Annotated in this window: 17 protein-coding genes; 4 read left to right on the forward strand and 13 right to left on the reverse strand. The window is 70.1% G+C overall.

Translation table 11 applies throughout. From position 1 onward, the window contains the following. Positions 1–5: 5 nt before the first annotated feature. Positions 6–1,241, reverse strand: coding sequence for a sn-glycerol-3-phosphate ABC transporter ATP-binding protein UgpC (locus F8178_RS11110; protein ID WP_317494668.1), 1,236 nt, complete (start codon positions 1,239–1,241; stop codon positions 6–8). A 251-nt stretch (positions 1,242–1,492) separates the two neighbouring features. Here F8178_RS11110 and F8178_RS11115 point away from each other — a divergent pair, with 251 nt between their 5' ends. Both F8178_RS11115 and F8178_RS11120 read left to right on the forward strand, forming a co-directional pair. Next, positions 1,493–2,176 (forward strand): response regulator transcription factor, encoded by a 684-nt coding sequence (locus tag F8178_RS11115; RefSeq protein WP_317494669.1) that lies wholly within the window; start codon positions 1,493–1,495, stop codon positions 2,174–2,176. Then, positions 2,173–3,510: a HAMP domain-containing sensor histidine kinase gene (locus F8178_RS11120; RefSeq protein WP_317494670.1), complete on the forward strand. Its 1,338-nt coding sequence runs from the start codon at positions 2,173–2,175 to the stop codon at positions 3,508–3,510. The genes F8178_RS11115 and F8178_RS11120 overlap by 4 nt, the downstream gene beginning before the upstream one ends. Before the next feature lie 50 nt (positions 3,511–3,560). Here the strand turns inward: F8178_RS11120 and F8178_RS11125 are convergent, their stop codons facing one another. The 6 genes from F8178_RS11125 to F8178_RS11150 form a co-directional block, all read right to left on the reverse strand. Next, positions 3,561–4,367: an exodeoxyribonuclease III gene (locus F8178_RS11125; RefSeq protein WP_317494671.1), complete on the reverse strand. Its 807-nt coding sequence runs from the start codon at positions 4,365–4,367 to the stop codon at positions 3,561–3,563. Positions 4,368–4,521: 154 nt separating this feature from the next. Next, entirely contained in the window at positions 4,522–5,298 is a 777-nt protein-coding gene (locus tag F8178_RS11130; protein WP_317494672.1) for a hypothetical protein, read from the reverse strand. Between the two features lie 156 nt (positions 5,299–5,454). Continuing rightward, positions 5,455–6,678 carry an NADP-dependent isocitrate dehydrogenase gene (locus F8178_RS11135; RefSeq protein ID WP_317494673.1) on the reverse strand — a complete coding sequence of 408 codons (1,224 nt, stop codon included), beginning with the start codon at positions 6,676–6,678 and terminating at the stop codon, positions 5,455–5,457. A gap of 318 nt (positions 6,679–6,996) precedes the next feature. Next, positions 6,997–7,446 carry a hypothetical protein gene (locus F8178_RS11140; RefSeq protein WP_317494674.1) on the reverse strand — a complete coding sequence of 150 codons (450 nt, stop codon included), beginning with the start codon at positions 7,444–7,446 and terminating at the stop codon, positions 6,997–6,999. Positions 7,447–7,511: 65 nt separating this feature from the next. Beyond that, positions 7,512–7,772: a Prokaryotic metallothionein gene (locus F8178_RS11145; RefSeq protein ID WP_317494675.1), complete on the reverse strand. Its 261-nt coding sequence runs from the start codon at positions 7,770–7,772 to the stop codon at positions 7,512–7,514. A gap of 38 nt (positions 7,773–7,810) precedes the next feature. Continuing rightward, the gene (locus F8178_RS11150; protein WP_317494676.1) at positions 7,811–8,521 is read right to left on the reverse strand and encodes a spermidine synthase; all 711 of its coding nucleotides are present in this window, start codon (positions 8,519–8,521) and stop codon (positions 7,811–7,813) included. 137 nt (positions 8,522–8,658) lie between these two features. Between F8178_RS11150 and F8178_RS11155 the strand changes: the two genes are divergently transcribed. Next, the gene (locus F8178_RS11155; RefSeq protein ID WP_317494677.1) at positions 8,659–8,847 is read left to right on the forward strand and encodes a DUF1918 domain-containing protein; all 189 of its coding nucleotides are present in this window, start codon (positions 8,659–8,661) and stop codon (positions 8,845–8,847) included. A 130-nt stretch (positions 8,848–8,977) separates the two neighbouring features. Here the strand turns inward: F8178_RS11155 and F8178_RS11160 are convergent, their stop codons facing one another. From F8178_RS11160 to F8178_RS11170, 3 genes are all read right to left on the reverse strand, one after another. Further along, positions 8,978–9,283 carry a DUF3017 domain-containing protein gene (locus F8178_RS11160; protein WP_317494678.1) on the reverse strand — a complete coding sequence of 102 codons (306 nt, stop codon included), beginning with the start codon at positions 9,281–9,283 and terminating at the stop codon, positions 8,978–8,980. Continuing rightward, positions 9,271–10,146, reverse strand: a complete 876-nt coding sequence (locus tag F8178_RS11165) for a bifunctional methylenetetrahydrofolate dehydrogenase/methenyltetrahydrofolate cyclohydrolase (protein ID WP_317494679.1) — start codon at positions 10,144–10,146, stop codon at positions 9,271–9,273. Before F8178_RS11165 ends, F8178_RS11160 begins: the two co-directional genes overlap by 13 nt. A 75-nt stretch (positions 10,147–10,221) precedes the next feature. Beyond that, positions 10,222–11,223, reverse strand: coding sequence for a DMT family transporter (locus F8178_RS11170; protein WP_317494680.1), 1,002 nt, complete (start codon positions 11,221–11,223; stop codon positions 10,222–10,224). 220 nt (positions 11,224–11,443) lie between these two features. Here F8178_RS11170 and F8178_RS11175 point away from each other — a divergent pair, with 220 nt between their 5' ends. Continuing rightward, on the forward strand, positions 11,444–13,381 hold the full coding sequence (locus F8178_RS11175) for a glycohydrolase toxin TNT-related protein (RefSeq protein ID WP_317494681.1): 1,938 nt from the start codon (positions 11,444–11,446) through the stop codon (positions 13,379–13,381). 32 nt (positions 13,382–13,413) lie between these two features. Here F8178_RS11175 and F8178_RS11180 read toward each other — a convergent pair whose 3' ends face one another. From F8178_RS11180 to F8178_RS11190, 3 genes are all read right to left on the reverse strand, one after another. Continuing rightward, positions 13,414–14,055 carry a pentapeptide repeat-containing protein gene (locus F8178_RS11180; RefSeq protein WP_317494682.1) on the reverse strand — a complete coding sequence of 214 codons (642 nt, stop codon included), beginning with the start codon at positions 14,053–14,055 and terminating at the stop codon, positions 13,414–13,416. A 120-nt stretch (positions 14,056–14,175) separates the two neighbouring features. Then, positions 14,176–17,586 carry an error-prone DNA polymerase gene (locus tag F8178_RS11185; protein ID WP_317494683.1) on the reverse strand — a complete coding sequence of 1,137 codons (3,411 nt, stop codon included), beginning with the start codon at positions 17,584–17,586 and terminating at the stop codon, positions 14,176–14,178. Beyond that, positions 17,586–19,193 (reverse strand): DNA polymerase Y family protein, encoded by a 1,608-nt coding sequence (locus tag F8178_RS11190; RefSeq protein WP_317494684.1) that lies wholly within the window; start codon positions 19,191–19,193, stop codon positions 17,586–17,588. The genes F8178_RS11185 and F8178_RS11190 overlap by 1 nt, the downstream gene beginning before the upstream one ends. Positions 19,194–19,201 lie beyond the last annotated feature (8 nt).

Raw genomic sequence — 19,201 nt, forward strand, 5'->3', positions numbered from 1 at the left:
TCTCCTTACGTGTCAGCGACGGCGACCCGGGGTGGCATCGCACCGTGCGCGATGGCCAGACCGGTGCCCGGGTCGAAGAAATGCATCCGGGAGACATCCACACGGATCCGGATTCGCTGCCCCTCGAAAACCCTGGTCCTCGGGCTGAACCGGCCGACTACCACTGTCGACTCGCCGGATGTCGCTGCGCCGGATCCCCCGGACAGGTCGTGGGTCGCCTCGGTGACGACGCCGCTGGTTTCCAGGGGACAGTGCACAAGAACGTCCGAGCCCATGGCTTCCACCAGGTCCGCGGTCGAGGACAGCGTGTCAGCCGTATCGCCTTCACCAGGCGACAGCGCCGCGTCCTCCATGTCCTCCGGCCGGATGCCGAGCACGATCGCGGCACCCCGGTAGGCCTCAAGGGCTGGCCGCTGCGCCACCACGGCAGGCGGAAGCGCCAGCCGCTGCTGTCCGATCGCGACGGTGTAACCGGAACTCTCGCTCCCACCGGCGTGTTCGAGCTTCGCGCGGAGCAGATTCATCCCCGGCGACCCGATGAACCCGGCGACGAAGAGGTTGGCGGGGCGGTCGTAGAGCTGCTGCGGCGGACCCACCTGCTGCAGCACACCCCGCTTCAGCACCGCCACCCTGTCGCCGAGGGTCATCGCCTCGATCTGATCGTGAGTGACGTATACCGTGGTCACATTCAGGTCCCGCTGGATGCGCGCGATCTCAGCGCGCATCTGCACGCGGAGTTTCGCGTCGAGATTGGACAGAGGCTCGTCCATCAGGAAGGCACGTGGCTCCCGTACGATCGCCCGCCCCATGGATACCCGCTGGCGCTGCCCGCCGGAGAGGTTCTTCGGTTTACGGTGCAGGTGATCGGCGAGGTCCAGGGTGCGGACCACCTCCCGAACCCTCCGGTCGATCTCGTCCTTCGGGAGCTTGCGCAGGGTCAGTCCGAACGAGATGTTGTCGTAGACGTTCAGGTGCGGGTACAGCGCGTAGGACTGGAACACCATCGCCACGTCCCGGTCGCGGGCGGCGAGCCGGTTCACGACACGGCCACCGATACGGACCGTCCCCTCGGTGATTTCTTCCAGCCCGGCGATCATGCGCAGCGCCGTGGTCTTGCCGCACCCCGACGGCCCGACAAGGACGAGGAACTCCCCTTCGGAGATGTCCAGATCCAGGTTGTCGACCGCGCGGGTGCCGTCAGCGTACCGCTTACCGAGCCGATGCAGCACGATCCCGGCCACCGGCACCTCCTCGCATCGACGACGGTGTCCCGCGGCGGCTGAGCAGGAGATCCCCCATCCGCCGTGGCGCCAACCCTAGGCGCGAGCGCCCTAACGGATCCTTAAACGCGGGCTCCGGTTGCCTTAACCGGGCGAGATGGGAAACGAAGGAACCGTGGCGCGGTCCCTGTCGAGCTGGTAGTTTTCGCCGCGATCGCACGATATGCCGGTGAACCGACCACGATGTACCGCTGAACGCATCGGGTGGCGCCATGTACACCGTCCTGCTCGTGGAGGACGATCCCGCTGTCCAGGCGGCGCTCGTGCGCGCTCTCGCTGAGGACAGCTTCGCCGTCCGCGCGGTCGGCACGGCCGCCAAGGCGCTCACCGAGGCCGCCGAGCAGCAGCCGGACCTGATCATCCTCGACCTCGGCCTGCCGGATCTCGACGGTTCCGCTGCGCTGCGCATGATCCGCGCTGTCAGTCAGGTACCCGTGATCGTCGCGACGGTGCGCAGCGACGAGACCTCCATCGTCACGTTGCTCAACGACGGCGCGGACGACTACGTGGTCAAACCGTTCTCCAGCAAGCAGCTCATCGCGCGCATGTACGCGCTGCTGCGACGCACCGCTCCAGCCGATCCCGGCACGGACGTCCTCGAGGTCGGCGAGCTGCGGATCGATACCGCCCGGCGGACCGCATCGCTGGGCGGTGTCGAGCTGGACCTCACGCGCAAGGAGTTCGACCTGCTCGCCTACCTCGCCGAGCAGCCGGGCCGGGTGGTCAGCCGCAGGTCGCTGCTGGACAGCGTCTGGCGGGAAGACGAGCGGGGCACGGACCAAAGCATCGACGTGCACGTGTCCTGGCTGCGCCGGAAGCTGGGTGAGTCCGCGGCCGAACCCCGGTACCTACGCACGGTCCGCGGGGTGGGGCTGAAGCTGAGCGAACCGACATGAGGGCGGTGTTCGCCACCACGGTCCTGCTGAGCTCGCTGTGCTGCCTCGTGGCGGTGCTGGGGACGGTGGCGCTGCTTGACCACCTCACCACGCGGCAGCGCGTCGAGGCCGAGTACCAGCGGCAGGCCGAACATGTCGTGGCGGTCGTGGCGGTGACCTCCCGGGCGGAGGCCATCCGTCGGGTCGCCGCCCGCACCCCGGCTGGCCGCCAGGGACGGATCGCGGTCCACCTGCCTGGCGAGGACGTGATCGGCAACAGCCACGCGGCACCGGCCGACATCCGCGCGGCGGCAAACGCACACGAGCCCGTGACGACCAGGACGGGCAGGGAGATCACCTACCTGCATCCTGTCGGCGTCGCGGGCGAGCACGCGGGGGTGGTCGAGGTGGCCGTGCCGCGGCGCGGATTCAGCGAGGGATTCGCAGGCCGGTTCGCGTTGCTGCTGGGCGCTGGGCTGGCTGGCACGCTCGTCGCGGCAGCCGTCGTGCGGCGGCGATCCCGGCCGGTCGTCGACGCCGTCCGCACACTGGCCGACGCGGCCGCGGCCCTCGGACCAGGCGATCAGCGTATCGCGATCCCGTGGCAGGTCCCTGCTGAGCTGACACGGCTGCGCACGGCGCTGACGACCATCGCCCGCCGCTGGGCCGACCTGCGTACCGACGAACGCAAGCTCGTCGCCGACCTGTCCCACCGCCTGCGCACGCCGCTGACCGCACTGCGGCTCGACGCCGAAGCGGTCGGTCCCGGCGCGGTGGGCGAGCGCATCCGCGACTCGATCGCCGCACTGGATGCCGAGGTCAACCGGGTGATCAGCACGTCAGACCCGCGACGCGCCTGCGGGGGCGAGCCCTGCGACTTGGATGATCTGGTGCGTGAGCGCATGGCCTTCTGGGCGGCACTCGCCGAGGCCCAACGGCGGGAGCACCAGATCGAGGTTGACGGCGAGCCGGCACTGGTGGACCTGTCGCGGGATGCCGCGCAGGGGGTGCTGGACTCGTTGCTGGTCAACGTCTTCCAGCACACGCAGGCGGGGACGCCGTTCGCCGTCTTCCTGGTCACTCATGCCCATTGGGTCACGCTCGTCGTCGACGACGGCGGTCCCGGCATCGCCGATCCCGAAGGGGCCGTGCGTCGCGGCGCGAGCAGCGCCCGCTCGACCGGGCTCGGGCTGGACATCGCCCGCTCGGCTGCCGAGTCCTGCGACGGGAGCATCCACATCGAACGCAGTTCGCTCGGCGGCGCGCGGGTACGACTCCGGTTCCCGGAAGCCGGGGGCGAGCAACCCGGCCGTGCCCCGCGCGCGTGGCGCCTGTGGGGGTCGGGCCGAACGTGACATTCAGCGCCTTCTACGGAACCAGCGCCACGTTCAGCTCCCCACCTGAGTCAGTCCAGGGTCCAGTCGTAGGTCACCGTGACGGGGGCGTGGTCGGACCACCGCTGGTCGTAGCTGGGGGCGCGTTCGACAACGGCCTCGCGAGCGCGTTCGGCCAGTGTGGGGGTGGCCATGTGGTAGTCGATCCTCCAGCCCGCGTCGTTGTCGAAGGCCTTGCCCCGGTAGGACCACCAGGAGTACGGGCCGGGGCCGTCCGGATCGAGCGTGCGGTGCACGTCAACGTACCCAGCCTCGGACAGCACCTGCGTCAACCACGCGCGCTCCTCGGGGAGGAACCCGGCGGTCTTCTGGTTGTTCTTCCAGTTCTTCAGGTCGATCTCGGCGTGCGCGATGTTCCAGTCCCCCACCACGAGAACCTGCTTGCCGTCCCGCTCGGCCCGGGTGCGCAGGTCGCTCAGATAGGGCAGGAACTCGGCCATGAAGCGCTCCTTCTCGTCCTGCCTCGGCGTGCCGACCTCACCGCTCGGCAGGTACAGCGAGCCGACTACCAGTACGGGGAACTCGTACTCCAGGTAGCGCCCCGACCCGTCGAACTCGGCGGAGCCGAACCCCACCCGCACCTCGTCGGGTTCCTGCCGGGACAGCAGGGCCACCCCGTTGCGCCCCTTGTCCGCGGCGGGCGCGATGGTGCAGTGCCACCCCTCGGGTTCACGCACCCCGGCGGGCAGCTGGTCGGGCTCGGCCCGAACCTCCTGCAAACCGATGACGTCAGCCTTGGTGGCCGACAGCCACTCCACGTACCCCTTGCGCGTCGCGGCACGTAACCCATTGACGTTAACTGTGGAAACCGTAAGCACGTGGCGGAGAGTACCGGCACGCCACGACATCCTGGCACCGGGATCCCAGCAGGCACCAGGCAGGCGACGACGTTTAGCGGGCTGAACGCGATACGCACCCCACGGTTAGCCCGCGAAACGTGGTACCCGCACCGGCGGAGGTGGGAGCGGGGCGCTACCCCTGCGGGCCGCGTGGCAGGCGCAGCTGCGGGGCCTGCGCGGCGAGCACGTCGAGTTCGGCGTGGAGGCGCTCCAAGCCGGTCTCAGCGGCGGCGTCCACCGCGATCCTCGTTGCCCGCTGGGTGGTCGCGGCGAAGTCGGCCTCGGCCGACCGCAACCGTTCGGCGATACGCTCCACGTCGTCCCGCTCATCCCCTGCCGGTTCGCCGCGCTCCAACTGCTGCCCGAGCCGCGCCAGCCGCAGCGCCTCGTCGAGCTCGGCGTCGAGCCGATCACCGATGTCGACCAGCCATCGCCTGCCCGGCCCCTCCGGGATCGTGTCCACGAGCTCGTGGAACGACGTCACCGCTGAGGCGCAACCACGGTAGTGGCCCGCCCAGCGGCCATCGGGATCCAGATCGGCGGCGTCCAGCCGCTCGGCGCGCGCCGCGACCCTGCGCTCGGCCTCGCGTTCCCGCTCGGTCGGGGCACACAACCAGGCGCGCGCCCCGTGCTGAGCGAGCGCCCCGAGCACGGCACCCGGCACCGCACCAGAGATCACGAGCACGGCCAGCACCGCCAGTACCGCGCCTGCGCCCGCACCGCCCAGCGCACCGGACAGTGCCACGACAGCGGGAGCGAGCACCGCGCCCAGCGCGCCACCGGCGGCCCAGCCCGCGCGCGCCACCGCGTGCACGGCTGGTCCCCCTTTGACCGCGGTGCGCTCCTGCCACCGCGTGACCGGCACCTGGCGGCGCCGCTCCAACGCACCACCGTCATCGGCAAGCTTCAACAATCACCTCCAGCCACCCACACCAGTATGCCTGGCACCACCCGTGGTGGCGGGCTGGACGGCGTCACACGGGCGCCACCGTGGCCGGGGTGCGAGCCGAAGGGACCCTTCGGTACATATTCGGTACCCGAGGAGTCCTTCGGCTCGCACCCAGCGCTACCGGCTGGCCATCTTCTTCTGCAGGTTCTCGTCCAGCGCTGCCAGGAAGTCCTCGGTGTTCAGGTACGGGACGTCGTCGCCAACGATCAGCGCGAGGTCCTTGGTCATCTTGCCGCTCTCCACGGTCTCGATGACGACCTGCTCCAGCGTGCGTGCGAAGTCGACCACCTCGGGTGTGCCGTCCAGCTGGCCGCGGTGGTCCAGCCCGCGGGTCCACGCGAAGATCGAGGCGATCGGGTTCGTCGAGGTCGGCTTCCCCTGCTGGTGCTGGCGGTAGTGGCGGGTCACCGTGCCGTGGGCGGCCTCGGCCTCCACAGTCCTCCCGTCCGGGCTGCGCAGCACCGAGGTCATCAGGCCGAGAGAGCCGAAGCCCTGGGCTACGGTGTCGGACTGCACGTCACCGTCGTAGTTCTTGCAGGCCCATACGTAGCCGCCTTCCCACTTCAACGAGGCAGCGACCATGTCGTCGATCAGCCGGTGCTCGTAGGTGAGGCCCTTGGCCTCGAAATCCGCCTTGAACTCCGACTCGTAGACCTCGGCGAAGACGTCCTTGAACATGCCGTCGTAGGACTTCAGGATCGTATTCTTCGTCGACATGTACACCGGCATGCTGCGGTCGAGCCCGTACTGCAACGAAGCCCGCGCGAAGTCCTCGATCGACTTGCGGTAGTTGTACATCCCCATCGCGACGCCCCCACCTTCGGGATAGCGTGCGACCTCGAACTCCATCGGCTCGGAACCGTCGTCCGGGGTGTAGGTGATGGTGAGGGTGCCGGGCCCGGGAACCTTGAAATCGGTGGCCTTGTACTGGTCGGCGTGAGCGTGACGACCGATGATGATCGGCTTGGTCCAGCCGGGTACCAGGCGCGGGATGTTGGAGATGATGATCGGCTCGCGGAAGACGACACCCCCGAGGATGTTGCGGATCGTGCCGTTCGGGCTGCGCCACATCTTCTTGAGGCCGAACTCCTCGACACGCGCCTCGTCGGGCGTGATCGTGGCACATTTCACACCGGCGCCATGTTTGGCGATCGCGTTGGCAGCGTCGACGGTGACCTGATCATCGGTACGGTCGCGTTCCTCGATACTCAGGTCGTAGTACTCGAGATTCACGTCCAGGTACGGATGAATCAGCTTGTCCTTGATGAATTGCCAGATGATGCGGGTCATCTCGTCGCCATCCAGCTCGACGACGGTGCCCTGGACCTTGATCTTGCCCATGAGCGCCGGGTGCTCCTCTCGCGGATCTTCGCGCGTTGTCGTTGTCAGCGCTGCTCAGCGGACGGCCCGCCCCCTCGTCCGGCAGGCGAGGGTGCCCACCGGGCGGTCTACCCGCCGGATCACGGCCCCGGCGAGCGGGCCGGAGCTCGAGTCGTGCCAACGGTACAAGCGTACTGGTAAACGGTCCGCCTGTCGCCGACACCCTGGTTACCCAGCAGTAATACCCGCTCCGCAGCCCTTCCTCCTATCGTGCTACGGAAGGATGCGAGCCGTCGACGGTCGGGCAACGACCGCGCACTGGCCGCCGTGCCGATCACCTCACTGGCGTTCGAGCCAGACCCCCTCGCATCCGGGCGCGTCCACCGCACCCGACAACTCGGTCATCCCAGGACGCACCACATCGCCGATCACCAGCGGCACCATCTCGTAACCGTCGGGGTGCTCGATCCAGCGTTGTGGGGTGAACACCACGCTCCCGTCGCCGTTCACCTCGACGCTCGCGGCGTAGCTACCCTCCCCGACCCCCGGGTTGCCCGCGACCTCGTAGAACTCGACGATCGCCTCCCCGCGCTCGCCAGCCGCGTCCACCGTCACGCTCATGCCCTGAGGTCCCTGCGGGCAGACGTAACTGCCCTCCCAGGTGCCCGCGATCATCCCGAGATCCGGCGCCGCAGGCTCGGCGGAGCCGGTGATGGCCAGGCCACAACCGCCCAGCACCGCCGCAGGCAGCACCAGCAGCAGCGCGACATGCCTGCCTGCGACGGTCATGGCCGTACGGTACCGCTCCGGCGGACACCACGGATACGCCCGCCGGAGCATTCGCCCCGGGGCACTCAGCCGGGGTGCACGCCGACCGTGTCGCGGATATCCATCCCCTTCGTGGAGTCGGCCGTACGCGCGCAGTGCGCGCAACAGAAGAACCGGCCGTCGATCTCGACTCCGTGTCCGAGAATCCGGCAGCGACAGTGCTCGCATTCCGGGGCGATGCGCTGGGCAGCGCATTCGATCGAGTCGAACGTATGGCGATGACCGCTCGCGGTGTGGACCTCGAAAGCCATCCAGTAGTCGTTCCCGCACACGTCGCACGTAGCCATGACGGCACCTCCTCTTCGAGTGTGGGCGGGATTGGGGGTCATGCCCTCCCACCATGCTCCCGCGGCGGGCAGCAGGCAACTCGACGGTCGGCGGCCAGCCAGATCACGTCCGGCTCACCCCGGCGCGCCGGGACGTGCAACCGACGCACTTCGGTGAACCGCGCTTGCAACCGCGCGGTGAAGGTCGCGTCGTCCTCTGCTCCCCACACCGACACCACCCCTCCCTCGCGCAGCCGTGCGGCGGCGAGCTCGACGCCGTCGTCGGAGTACAGGTGCGCGTTACCCGCACTCACTGTCCATAACGGACCATTATCGATATCCAGGCACATCGCGTCGAACCGCTCCCGCGCCCGCGGCAGCCAGTCGAGCAGGTCCTGCTGGATCACGCGCACCCGCGCGTCGTCCAGTGCGTCGTCGTTCACCCGCCGCAACGGCCCGCGGACGTTCCACTTCACCACCGCCGGTTCCCGTTCGACCACGACGACCTCGGTGACCGCCGGATGATCAAGCGCGGCACGCAGCGAGAACCCGACCCCCAAGCCCCCGATGAGCACCCGTAACCCACCGGTAACCGGTCCCCGGTCAGCGGCGAGCTCGTCGATCGCAGTGGTGACGAGGAGCCTCTCCGAATCACCGTTACGGGTGTCCATCAGGAACACCCCGTCGGCGATCACCTCGAAGTGCTCCCCGTCCGAGCGCAGTGCGATCTCCCCGCACTCACCATCGACGACATCGATGACCTCGGCCACGCGCTCACCGTAACGGGATCGCGACGGTCACCCCATGGAGGGGCACTGGACGGAAACGGAAGCGCCCCGTGGCATCGACGGGCAGAGCGCGATTCTCCTACGCTGGAAGGGAGCTCGGCACGTGGAGGTGGTCGGTAATGCGAGCAAGTGCTGGTGACCGGATCCTGATACACGGCCGTACGGTCGGGGCGGGCGAGCAGCACGCGGAGATCATCGAAGTCCGCGGTGAGGACGGCGCGCCACCGTACCTCGTCCGCTTCTCCGACGGGCACGAGAGCCTGCTCTACCCCGGCCCGGACTCCGAGGTTCTCGCCCCGGAAAGGTAGGCGAGCTCGCCCGCGCCGCGTCACCGCCACGCGGCGCGGGCACCTCGGCGGGTGGCGCGCGTACCGTCGCCCCGTAGCGGTCCGGCAACGACGACAGTGGCGTCACGACGCGACCGCGAGCTGATACCGGCTAGTGGAACGGTCCTCCGGTGATGGTCAGCGCGACCAGCAGGATCATGACCCCGAGGGCGGCGTAACACAGCACGTCCACGAGCCGTCCCCTGATCACAAGCGGTCCGGTTCGTTCGGATGGAAGCACAGCGCGCAACGCCGCGGCGACCACTAGCGCCAGTGCGATCAACGCGGCTCCCTCACGCCAGTGGTACTGCGCGATGCGCACCATGCCCCCCGCGACGATGGCGAGCACCACCAGGAACGGCGCGTGGACCAGCGCGGGATGGTCCCTGCGTGGCAGCCGCGGGATCAGCCCGCGCACCGGTGTGGCTCCGGCGCGTCGGCGGCGCGTTCCGCGGCCTCGACGACATTGCTCAGCAGCATCGCCCTGGTCATCGGACCGACACCGCCCGGATTGGGAGACAGGTAGCCTGCGACCTCGGCCACGTCCGGCGCCACGTCACCGGTCAATGCGCCCTCCACCCGGGAGACACCGACGTCGAGGACCGCCGCTCCCGGCTTGACGTGCTCCGGAGTGATCAGGTGCGGCACCCCAGCCGCGGCGATCACGATGTCGGCGCGCGCGGTCTCGGCCGCGAGGTCCCGCGTGCCGGTATGGCACAACGTGACCGTGGCGTTCTCGGACTTGCGGGTGAGCATCAGGCCGAGCGTGCGCCCCACGGTGATCCCCCTGCCGATCACGGCGACCCGGGCACCGTTGATCGGCACCTCGTACCGGCGCAACAGCTCGATGATGCCGCGCGGGGTGCACGGCACCGGCGCGGGCTCGCCGAGCACCAACCTCCCCAGGCTGACCGGGGCCAACCCGTCGGCGTCCTTGGCCGGGTCGATGCGCTCAAGCACCGCCCCGGAGTCGATGCTCTCGGGCAGCGGGAGCTGCACGATGTAGCCGGAGCACGCCGGATCGTGGTTCAGCTCGTCGACCACCGCCTCCACATCCTGCTGGGTGGCGTCGGCGGGGAGCTCCTTGCTGATCGAGCGCACGCCGACCGTCTCGCAATCCCGGTGCTTCGAACGCACGTAGTTCCGCGACGCCGGATCGTCGCCCACGAGCACCGTCGCCAGTCCCGGATCGGCTCCCCGCTCGCGCAGCGCGGCCACCCGCGGCGCGAGTTCGGCGAACACGGCGTCCTTGGTTGCTCGCCCGTCAAGCAGCGTGGCCACAGCGCACCCTCCTGTCTCGCTCTCGCGCTCGCTCCGTACCCGCGCCTCGCCGCTGGCAAGCGAGCACCGGCGGGGTCATTCTCGCAGAGCACCTCGGCGGGGATAGCGGCTGTGGGGGATCGAGGCGATGGCCGTGGCCAGCAGCGCCAGCAGCAAGCCCGTCGCCGTGGCTGCCGTGACTCCCTCGTCGTGCGCGGGCAGAAACAGGTCGAGCGCGAACGACCCGGCCAGCTGCCCGGTGATGGTCGCCAACCCCAGCACCAGCACCCCGATCCAGCGCACCACCATCACCGCCACGGCGATCACCGTGATCCCGATCAGACCGCCCGAGTACAGCCCGGGGTGTGCCGGGAAGCCGGTCGGGCCGCCGCGCGCGACCAGCGACACCGACCAGCCAGCGACCAGGACGACCGACCCCACGGTGAAGTTGACCAGCGTGGCGGTCATGGCGTTGCGGGTCGCGGCACCCACCCGGCCGTTGATGGCCTGCTGCACGGCGATGGCGATACCTGCTGCCAGCGGTAGCACGAGCAACCACGCCCACTGCCCCGCGACCGCGATCCCGCCACGCATCGTGATCGCTACCGCGACGATCATGAGAAGCGCACCGGCGATTCGCTGTGCGCTCACCGGGCGGGGCGCGGCCGGGCCAAGCCCCACCCGGTCGACCACGAGGCCGCTGACCGTCTGACCGGCGACCACGCCCACCGTGAACAACGCGACCCCGAGGAACCCGACGGTGATCGACTGGCTGGCCACGAGCAGCGCGCCACCCGCCCCACCGAGCAGGTGCCAACGCCGGACGACACCCGAATTCAGGGCCTTGACGAGCCTGCGTACCCCAGTTCGCATGCCGGGTGCCAGCGGCAGCAACACCACCAGCACGGCGAGCCCGCCGCCGAAGGAGATCACCGCGGCCAGCATCGCGTCCCCCAGCTCGGTAGCGAGCTGGCCGTTGATGCGCGCCTGCACCGCCAGCGCGGCGCCGCTGAGCAGTGCAAGCAGCGCACCCACGAGCTTGGCGGCTCGCCGCGCGATCCTTGTCGAGGCGAGACCCGAGGTGAGGCTCTCTGTCATCCTTCGCCGTTCCCCCGGCCGCAGCCGGTACGCCGTCAAGCGGTCACGCTCGCGACAGGCCAGTACCCCGTGCAGGGGACCCACTTCGGTGACGCACCGCAGTCACGCGAACCCTCGGACGTGCCCGGCCTGCCAGATTGTGACCCTGTCGGGTTTTTCGTGCGCAGCGCTTCTCACACGCCCCTGTGCAGAGGCCGGGGTTCCACGTCAAGATATTGAGGTGGCACACGCGACGCAGCTCAACGCGACGGAGCAGGACACGCTGGTCAAGCAGATCGGCCTCGCCCTGCTCCGCTCGGCCCCAGAGGACTGGCAGAGCATCACGGTCGAGTACCGGGCAGTGGGCAAGTACCACGAGCTCGATGGAGAGGTTACCTTCACCGACGGCACGACTCGGGAGTGGATCGCCACCCACGAGGTCGCGACGATGTTCGGCAAGCTGCGCGCGGGCATGTATCGCGACCAGCGGGGAACATGGTTCAACGCGGCGTATCAGCTCGATGCTCCCGCCAGCTACCACCTGGACTACGACAGGGAGGAACCGCGGTGGAACGTCGAGCCGCCCGCCGCTGCCTACTCCGACGAGCTCCGCATGTTCCCCCGGTCAGAGGAGAACGTGCCGGAGTGGCTGATGCGGCGGTTGGCCGGGCTCGGCCCGGAGCGCAGCGGCCCGCACTTCCGCTTCGCGAGGGTGTTCGACGGGAGCGATCCCTCGGGTCGGCCGATGGTCCACCGCGCCGAGCTGGCACCCGAGGAACGCGACCGCGTGCTGGAGTACCTGGACGCCGCACCTGTGGTGCTACCGGGTAACGGTATGGACCTCGACCGGCTGGCACCGCAGCCGGAGCCCGCGGTTCCCATCGCCTTCCACAGCGACGGCACGTGGATCTGGCCTGCCGCAGTGAACTACTACCTGCGCGAACACGGCGTCGCTCCCGAACCCGACCTCGTGGCGCACATCAGGGCGAACTCCTTCACCGTCGGTGAGGTCAGCGAGGGGCAACGAGCCGCGGCCAGCGCCTACATCACCGGCAACAACGCGCAGCCCGGGCCGCCGCCGCGGCACGCCCCGCCACCGCCACCACAAGCGCAGCAGGCGCCGCACTCCCCGCAGGCGCCGACCACGTCGCATGCGACACCGCCGCCGCAGCCACCTCCGGCCCCGCAGCCACCTCCGCAGGAGCAGCGCGGCCAGAGCGAGCTGATGCGCGAGCAGGCCCCGAACGGCCAGCCCGCGGGCGCGGTCGCCGGGGAGGAACCCGGCTCCGGCGGCCTCGCCGGGGTCGCGGCCATCGATCAGCTCGTCAGCAGGCTCAACGAGCTGGGCATCGACCCTTCCCGGTACCGGATCGGGGAACCCGCGCGGCACGCGTGGAGCCTCGAACAGGTGGCGAGCGGATGGCGCGTGGGCTGGTACGACGAGCGGCTCAGCAACCCCGCGGTGTTCGGTGACGCCTCGGATGCCGCCGCGTTCATGCTCGGCAAGCTACTGCTCAGCGAGCACGACACGGCAGGGGGCGCGGCTGCCGAGCCGCGCGGGGCCGGGTTGTATGGCGCTGACGATGAGTCGCTCAGCACTGAGTTGCACGGCGCGGAACCAGCCGGAACCCAGCGGCAAGCGCTCGCCGCGCCGGGGCCGCAACCGCCTGCCGAGCAACCGTCCGCCGAGCAGCCCGCTGCGACACAGCACGGCGAGCATGCCGCGGGCGCGCCGCACGGTGCGCAGGCACCCATCCCCGAACCCGCGCAGCAGCTCTCGCCGGGCAGCACCGCCGTCGCCACGGCACGGCCTGCCCCGGGCCAGCAGTGGCCGATCCAGCCGTTGCCAGGAGAGCCGCCACTGACGCTGTTCCGGGGCAAGGAGCTCAGGCAGCTCCCGGCAGGCAGCGAGCTCGACCGTTTCGGCTCGCCCGACGGCAATCTCACCTACGCGGCAGGAACTCCGTTCGAGGAACGTTCCCTGGTGCCCGAGTGGGTGCACCGGACGTACCACGTCTACCGCGTCCAGCGGCCCATCGAAGCACTCACCGGCGTGGCCATCCCCTGGTTCAACCAGCCGGGTGGCGGGCACGCCTACCTGCTGCCCGCATCTGTGCAGGAACTCCTCGACAACGGCGTGCTGATCGAGCTCGACCCCGGCGACCCCCCTGTCGACTGAGGGTGGGCGCCGAACCTGACGTTCGGCGCCCACTACGGAACGGACGAGCCGTCCGTTCCGTAGTTGAGGTCGACCCGCAAGCCGTGCGCGGCAGCGTAGGCGAGCGCGGTGTCGAGATCGACGTGCGCGCCGCGCAGCGCGGCCTGCACGAGGGCATCGGCTTCCAGCGACGCGCCGCGCAGGTCGGCGCCGTCGAGGCGGGTGTACAGCAGGCGCGCGCCGGTGAGGTCGGCACCGCGCAGGTTCGCCTCGCGCAGGTCGGCCTCGCCGAGGTTGGCCTCGCGCAGCCGCAGCTCCGACAGATCGGTACGGCGCAGATCCGCCGAGGCGAGACTCGCCAACGTCAGGTCGCATTCGCAGAAGGCGACCGATCGCAGCCTGCAGGCCACGAAAACGGAGCCGAGCAGGCTGCAGCGGGTCCAGGAGCTGCCGATCAGGTTGGCCCGGTCGAACGTGCACCCGCGCAGCGCCGTGGCGTCATGGTGAGTCTCGCCGAGATCGACCCTGACGAACGTGCAGTCGGTGAAGGTGCAGCCACTGGTACGCAGGTCGCGCAGGTCAGCATCGGTGAAATCGCAGCCGTGGAAGTGGCGGTTCACCCACTGCTGGCCTGCCAGCACGGCATCCCGGTAATCCTCACCCACCTCGGTGGCGGCGGCATCAGCATCGGACATGCCGGAAGGCTCGCATACCGCACCGACATCGCTCTTCGGGTGCGCAAGCGTGAGCTGAGCGTGACCTTCGTTCCTTTCAGGGCGCTGAATGTCACGTTCGGCCCCACCCACCCGCGCCGATCACCGGAAGTCACGGGAGCGGGAGGGGATGCGCAGATCGAGCTGCTGTAGCTGGTCGGCGAGGACGCTGACGACGCCCTCGCCGTTGCGGGCGTGCTCAACCACCCCGCGCACCAGCAACGCCGGGCTCGAACGCGCGAGGCGATGCTGGCGAGCCCACAACCCGGGCGAGCACACCACGTTGATCATGCCCGTCTCGTCCTCGATGTTGAGGAAGGTGACCCCGCCCGCGGTGGATGGCCGCTGCCGGTGTGTCACCGCACCCCCGATGAGCACCCTGCTGCCGTGTTCCACGGCGTGCAGCTCCCGCGCGGGCACCGCGCCCAGCTCGGCCATGTGCTCCCGAAGGAACTGTGTGGGGAAGCTGTCCGGAGACAGCCCGGTCGCCCAGACGTCAGCGGTGGCAAGCTCCACGGCGTCCATGCCGGGAAGCTCGGGGGGTGTCGCGGGGACCTCGATCCCGGGCAGCGTGTCCTGCCGCTCCCGCACCGCGGCCCCGGCCGCCCACAGTGCCTTGCGCCGGTCCGGTTCGACACTGTGCAGCGCCCCCGCGGTGGCCAACGCCTCCAGCTGCGCCTGGTGCAGCCGCACCCGCCGGACCAGGTCGGTGACACCGGTGAACGCGCCGTCCCGCTGCCGTTCCTCTGCGATCGCCTCGGCACCCCGCTGTCCGAGGGCGCGCACGGTGGCCAACCCGACCCGCACCGCGGGTTCGGCACTTCCGGAGCTTTCCCCGGCGAGCGGCTCCAGCGTGGTGTGCGGCAGGCTGGCGTTCACGCACGGTCCGCGCACCGTCACCCCGTGCCTGCGCGCGTCGGAGACCAGCGACTGCGGAGAGTAGAAGCCCATCGGTTGCGCCCGAAGCAGGGCCGCGCAGAACGCCGCGGGGTGGTATCGCTTGAAGTAGGCACTGGCGAACACCAGGTGAGCGAAGCTGAGCGCGTGGCTTTCCGGGAACCCGAAATCGGCGAAGGCCACCAGCTTGGCGTAGATCCGTTCCGCGACGTCGGCTGGGACGTCGTTGCGCGCGGCTCCCGCCAGGAAACGCTCCCGCAACCGCTCCATCTTCCGCACTGAACGCTTGGCCCCCATAGCCCTGCGCAGCTCGTCGGCCTCGCTCGGGTCGAACCCGGCCACATCGACCGCCACCTGCATCAGTTGCTCCTGGAACAGCGGGATGCCGTAGGTCTTGGCCAGCGCGTTCCGCAGCAACGGGTGTTCGTAGCTGACCTCCTCCTCGCCGTTGCACCGGCGGATGTAGGGGTGCACCGACCCACCCTGGATCGGTCCCGGCCGGATGAGCGCCACCTCGACGGCCAGGTCGTAGAACGTGCGCGGTTTGAGCCTCGGCAGGGTTGCCAGCTGTGCCCGGCTCTCCACCTGGAACACCCCCACCGCATCGGCGCGGCACAGCATCTCGTACACCTCCTGGTCCTCCAGGTCAAGCTCGGCGAGATCCACCGAGACACCTTCGTGTTCGGCTACGAGATCGACCGCGTAGTGCAGCGCCGAGAGCATCCCCAGCCCCAGCAGGTCGAACTTGACCAGACCCGCCGCGGCACAGTCGTCCTTGTCCCACTGCAGCACGCTGCGACCGGCCATCCTCGCCCGCTCCACGGGACACACCTCGCTCACCGGCCGGTCGGCGAGCACCATGCCGCCGGGGTGGATACCCAGGTGCCGCGGGAAATCCCCCAGCTCGTTGGCCAGTGTCAGCACCGGCTCCGGGATGTCCCTGCCGGCGACCCGCGCGGCTCCTGGCTGCCCGCCCGCACCCGCGGGAAGCGTGGCCCACCGGTCCACCTGCTTGCTCCAGGTATCCTGCTGCCCCGGTGAGTACCCGAGCGCCTTGGCCACCTCCCGCACGGCCGAACGCGCCCGGTAGGTGATGACGTTGGCGACCTGCGCGGCCTGCTGCCTGCCGTACTTCCCGTAGACGTACTGGATGACCTCCTCTCTGCGGCCGGACTCGATATCGATATCGATGTCCGGCGGGCCGTCCCGCTCGGTGACCAGGAAGCGCTCGAACAGCAGGTCCCACCGCACCGGATCCACCTTGGTCACCCCGAGGGCGAAACACACCGCGGAATTGGCCGCCGACCCACGCCCCTGACACAGGATGTCGTTCTCCCGGCAGAATCGGACGATGTCAGCGACGATCAGGAAGTAGCCGGGGAAGCCGAGTTCGGTGATCACCGCCAGTTCCCGCTCGAGCTGGCGGTAGGCCCGAGGATTGGCTTCCCGGCCGTCGTACCGCTGCAGTGCCCCGTAGTAGGTCAGCATGCGCAGGTAGCTGGCCTCGGTGTGTCCCTCGGGCACGTCGAACGGCGGGAGTTCGGGGGTGACCAACGTGAGGTCGAAGGCGCACTCCACCCCGAGCAAGGCGGCCCTGCTGACCGCGCCCGGGTACCGGTCGAACCGCTCGGCCATCTCCGCACCAGACCGCAGGTGCGCGCCGTGCGCAGGGGGGAGCCAGCCGTCCATCTCGTCAAGACTGCGCCGTGCCCTGATCGCGGCGATGGTGGCTGCCAACCTGCCTCGCCGCGGGCTCGCGTAGTGCGCGACGTTCGTCGCCACCGTGGGCAGGCCCAGCTCCGCGGCCAGCGTGGCCAGCACGTCGTTGTGCGTGCTGTCGGTCGGCATGCCATGGTCGAAGAGCTCGACGAACACGCCGTCGGTGCCGAAGAGCCCAGTGAGCTGCCGCAGCCGCTCTGCGGCGGCCCGGTACTCGCCCGCGCCGCCGGTGCCCAGCGCGGCACGTACGGCCCCCTTCCGGCAGCCGGTGAGCACCACGCAGTCCTGGCCGACCTCCTCGGCGATCTCGTCCAGCCGGTAGACGGGCTTGCCCTTGACAGCGACATCACCGTCGGTGCCTGCCGCATCATCCTCGCCGCCCGCCAGGTGGGCAGCCGTCAACACCCGGCACAGGGCGCGGTAGCCGCGGGGGTTGCGCGCGAGCAGCAGCAGGTGCTCGCCCTCCGGGTCGGCGACCCCGTTCTGCGGTTGGGACAGGCCCAGGCTGAGCTCCGTGCCGAAGACCGTGCGCACCCCCAGCTCTCGCGCGGCCTGCGCGAAGCGCATCACCCCGTACATCCCGTCGTGGTCAGTGAGCGCGACCGCGTCCAGCCCGAGCCGGGCGGATTCCTCGACCAGCTCCTCCGGGTGGCTTGCCCCGTCGAGGAAGCTGAAGTTGGAATGGCAGTGCAGCTCGGCGTACGGCACGCGGGAATCGGCGCCGGTGTGGTCGGCCCCACGCAGCGAGCGTAGATCGTCCGGGCGGATGTAGCCATCCCGGCGCCGGGTCCACGCCGGACTGTCCGAACCGTCTCCCTGACCTTCCGGCCGTGCCGGCCTGCCGGACAGGGTGCGCTCCAGCTCGGCCCATCGCATCGGCGGATTGTGCCACCCCACTAGTCGTACACTCCCTCAACTATCCACTGTGGTTCTTCTTGAAAGCGGAACTGGAGGAGGAAGGCAGTGCCTTCCCCTCCTTCCCCGGTGACCACCTGGACCCTGCCGCGCGGGCCGGGCGTCTGCCCGTGCCACCACCGCTCGTCCACCGGCCACGGTCCGGCCCAGCCGAGCACCTCCTTGCGGGAACCCTCTCCCGTGACGACATACCGGGGCTGGCCGGTGAGCACGTTCCTGGCGGTGAGCGCCACGGGTTCGCCGCTGGCGGTGAGCACGGTGGCCGCCACCGGCGTCACCGGGACCACCGTGGGTGAGGGCGCGGGTAACCGTCCCGGCCAGGGAGCGGGTTCCTCGTTCTCGCCCGCGCTATCCCCCCACGGTACGAACCGGACCCGCTCGGCGGGGCCCCGGCCACCGACCAATACCGGGGTACACACCCCTTCGGGGCCGAGCAGTGACTGCACCCGGGTGAACGCGCGGCAGGCGCGCTCGGTGGCGCGCATGTCGCCGGTGGCTCCCGAACCGTCCCCCTGCCACAGATCGGGCTGCAGCGCGGTGGGATCTACCAGCTCCTCGGGCTCCAGCCACAACCGCACCACCCCGCTGCTGGGTCGCGAGTCACCGTGCAGCCAGCTCTCGAACTGCCAGCGCACCCTATCCGCGACACCCTGCGCGCTCACCGGCTCCACCGAGCGCCATACCCGCGCGAGTTCCTCACCGCTGGCGGTACGGGCGTAGATCCCCACCCTGGTGCAGGCGAGGCCGTGCGCGGCGAGGGAGGCGTGCAGCTTTCCCGCAAGCGCCCGCGCCTCGAAGGCCGCGGTGTCGATCCGTTCGAGGGGTGGTTCGAAGGTCGCCCCGACACCGAGCTCGCGCGCCGGACGCCGCACCGCCAGCGGGCGCTCCTCGATACCCCTGGCGAACCGGTGCGCGAGCACCCCCTCGTGCCCGAACCGGGACGCCACCGTGCGCTCGGTCAGCTCGGCGAACTGGCCGAGCGTGCGCAGCCCCAGCCGCCACAGCAGGCCGACGAACTCGGCCCGCCCCACCCCCTGCTGCTCCAGCTCGGTGACCGGGAGCCCGGCGAGGAACTCCGCGTCCTGTCCAGCCGGAACGATCGCGCCCCGCCGGGCGGCGAGGGTGGCCGCGAACACCCCGCCCGCGATACCGACCTGGCATTCCACTCCCGCCGCGGTCGACACCTGGTCCGCCAGTTGCTCGACCAGCGCGCGCTCGGCCTCCCCTGCAGGGGCGCCCCTGGCCGCGTAGGCGGTGGCACCCTGCGCGGGCGCGGCGACCACCCCTGGGCGCACCACGTCCACCCGGGGGATCCGGTCCTCCACCGCAGCGACCACCGGCTCGAACAGCCGCGCATCACGTGCGGGGTCCTCGCCGAGCACGGCGAGCTCGGGACATCGCGACTGCGCCTCCCTGCGCAGCATCCCCCTACGTACCCCGCTGCCCCGCGCCACGGCCGAGCAGGAGGCCACCCGGTTGGCCGTGAACACAGCCGCGGGACGGTGCGCGGGCACCCCTGCGGCGAGAGCCGCGGCCGTGACCGGCCAGTCGGGGCACCACAGCACGAGCACGCGCACCGGTCTCGGCATGGCCACCG

Source organism: Haloechinothrix sp. LS1_15 (assembly GCF_033042135.1).
In the GTDB taxonomy this organism is placed as follows: domain Bacteria; phylum Actinomycetota; class Actinomycetes; order Mycobacteriales; family Pseudonocardiaceae; genus Haloechinothrix.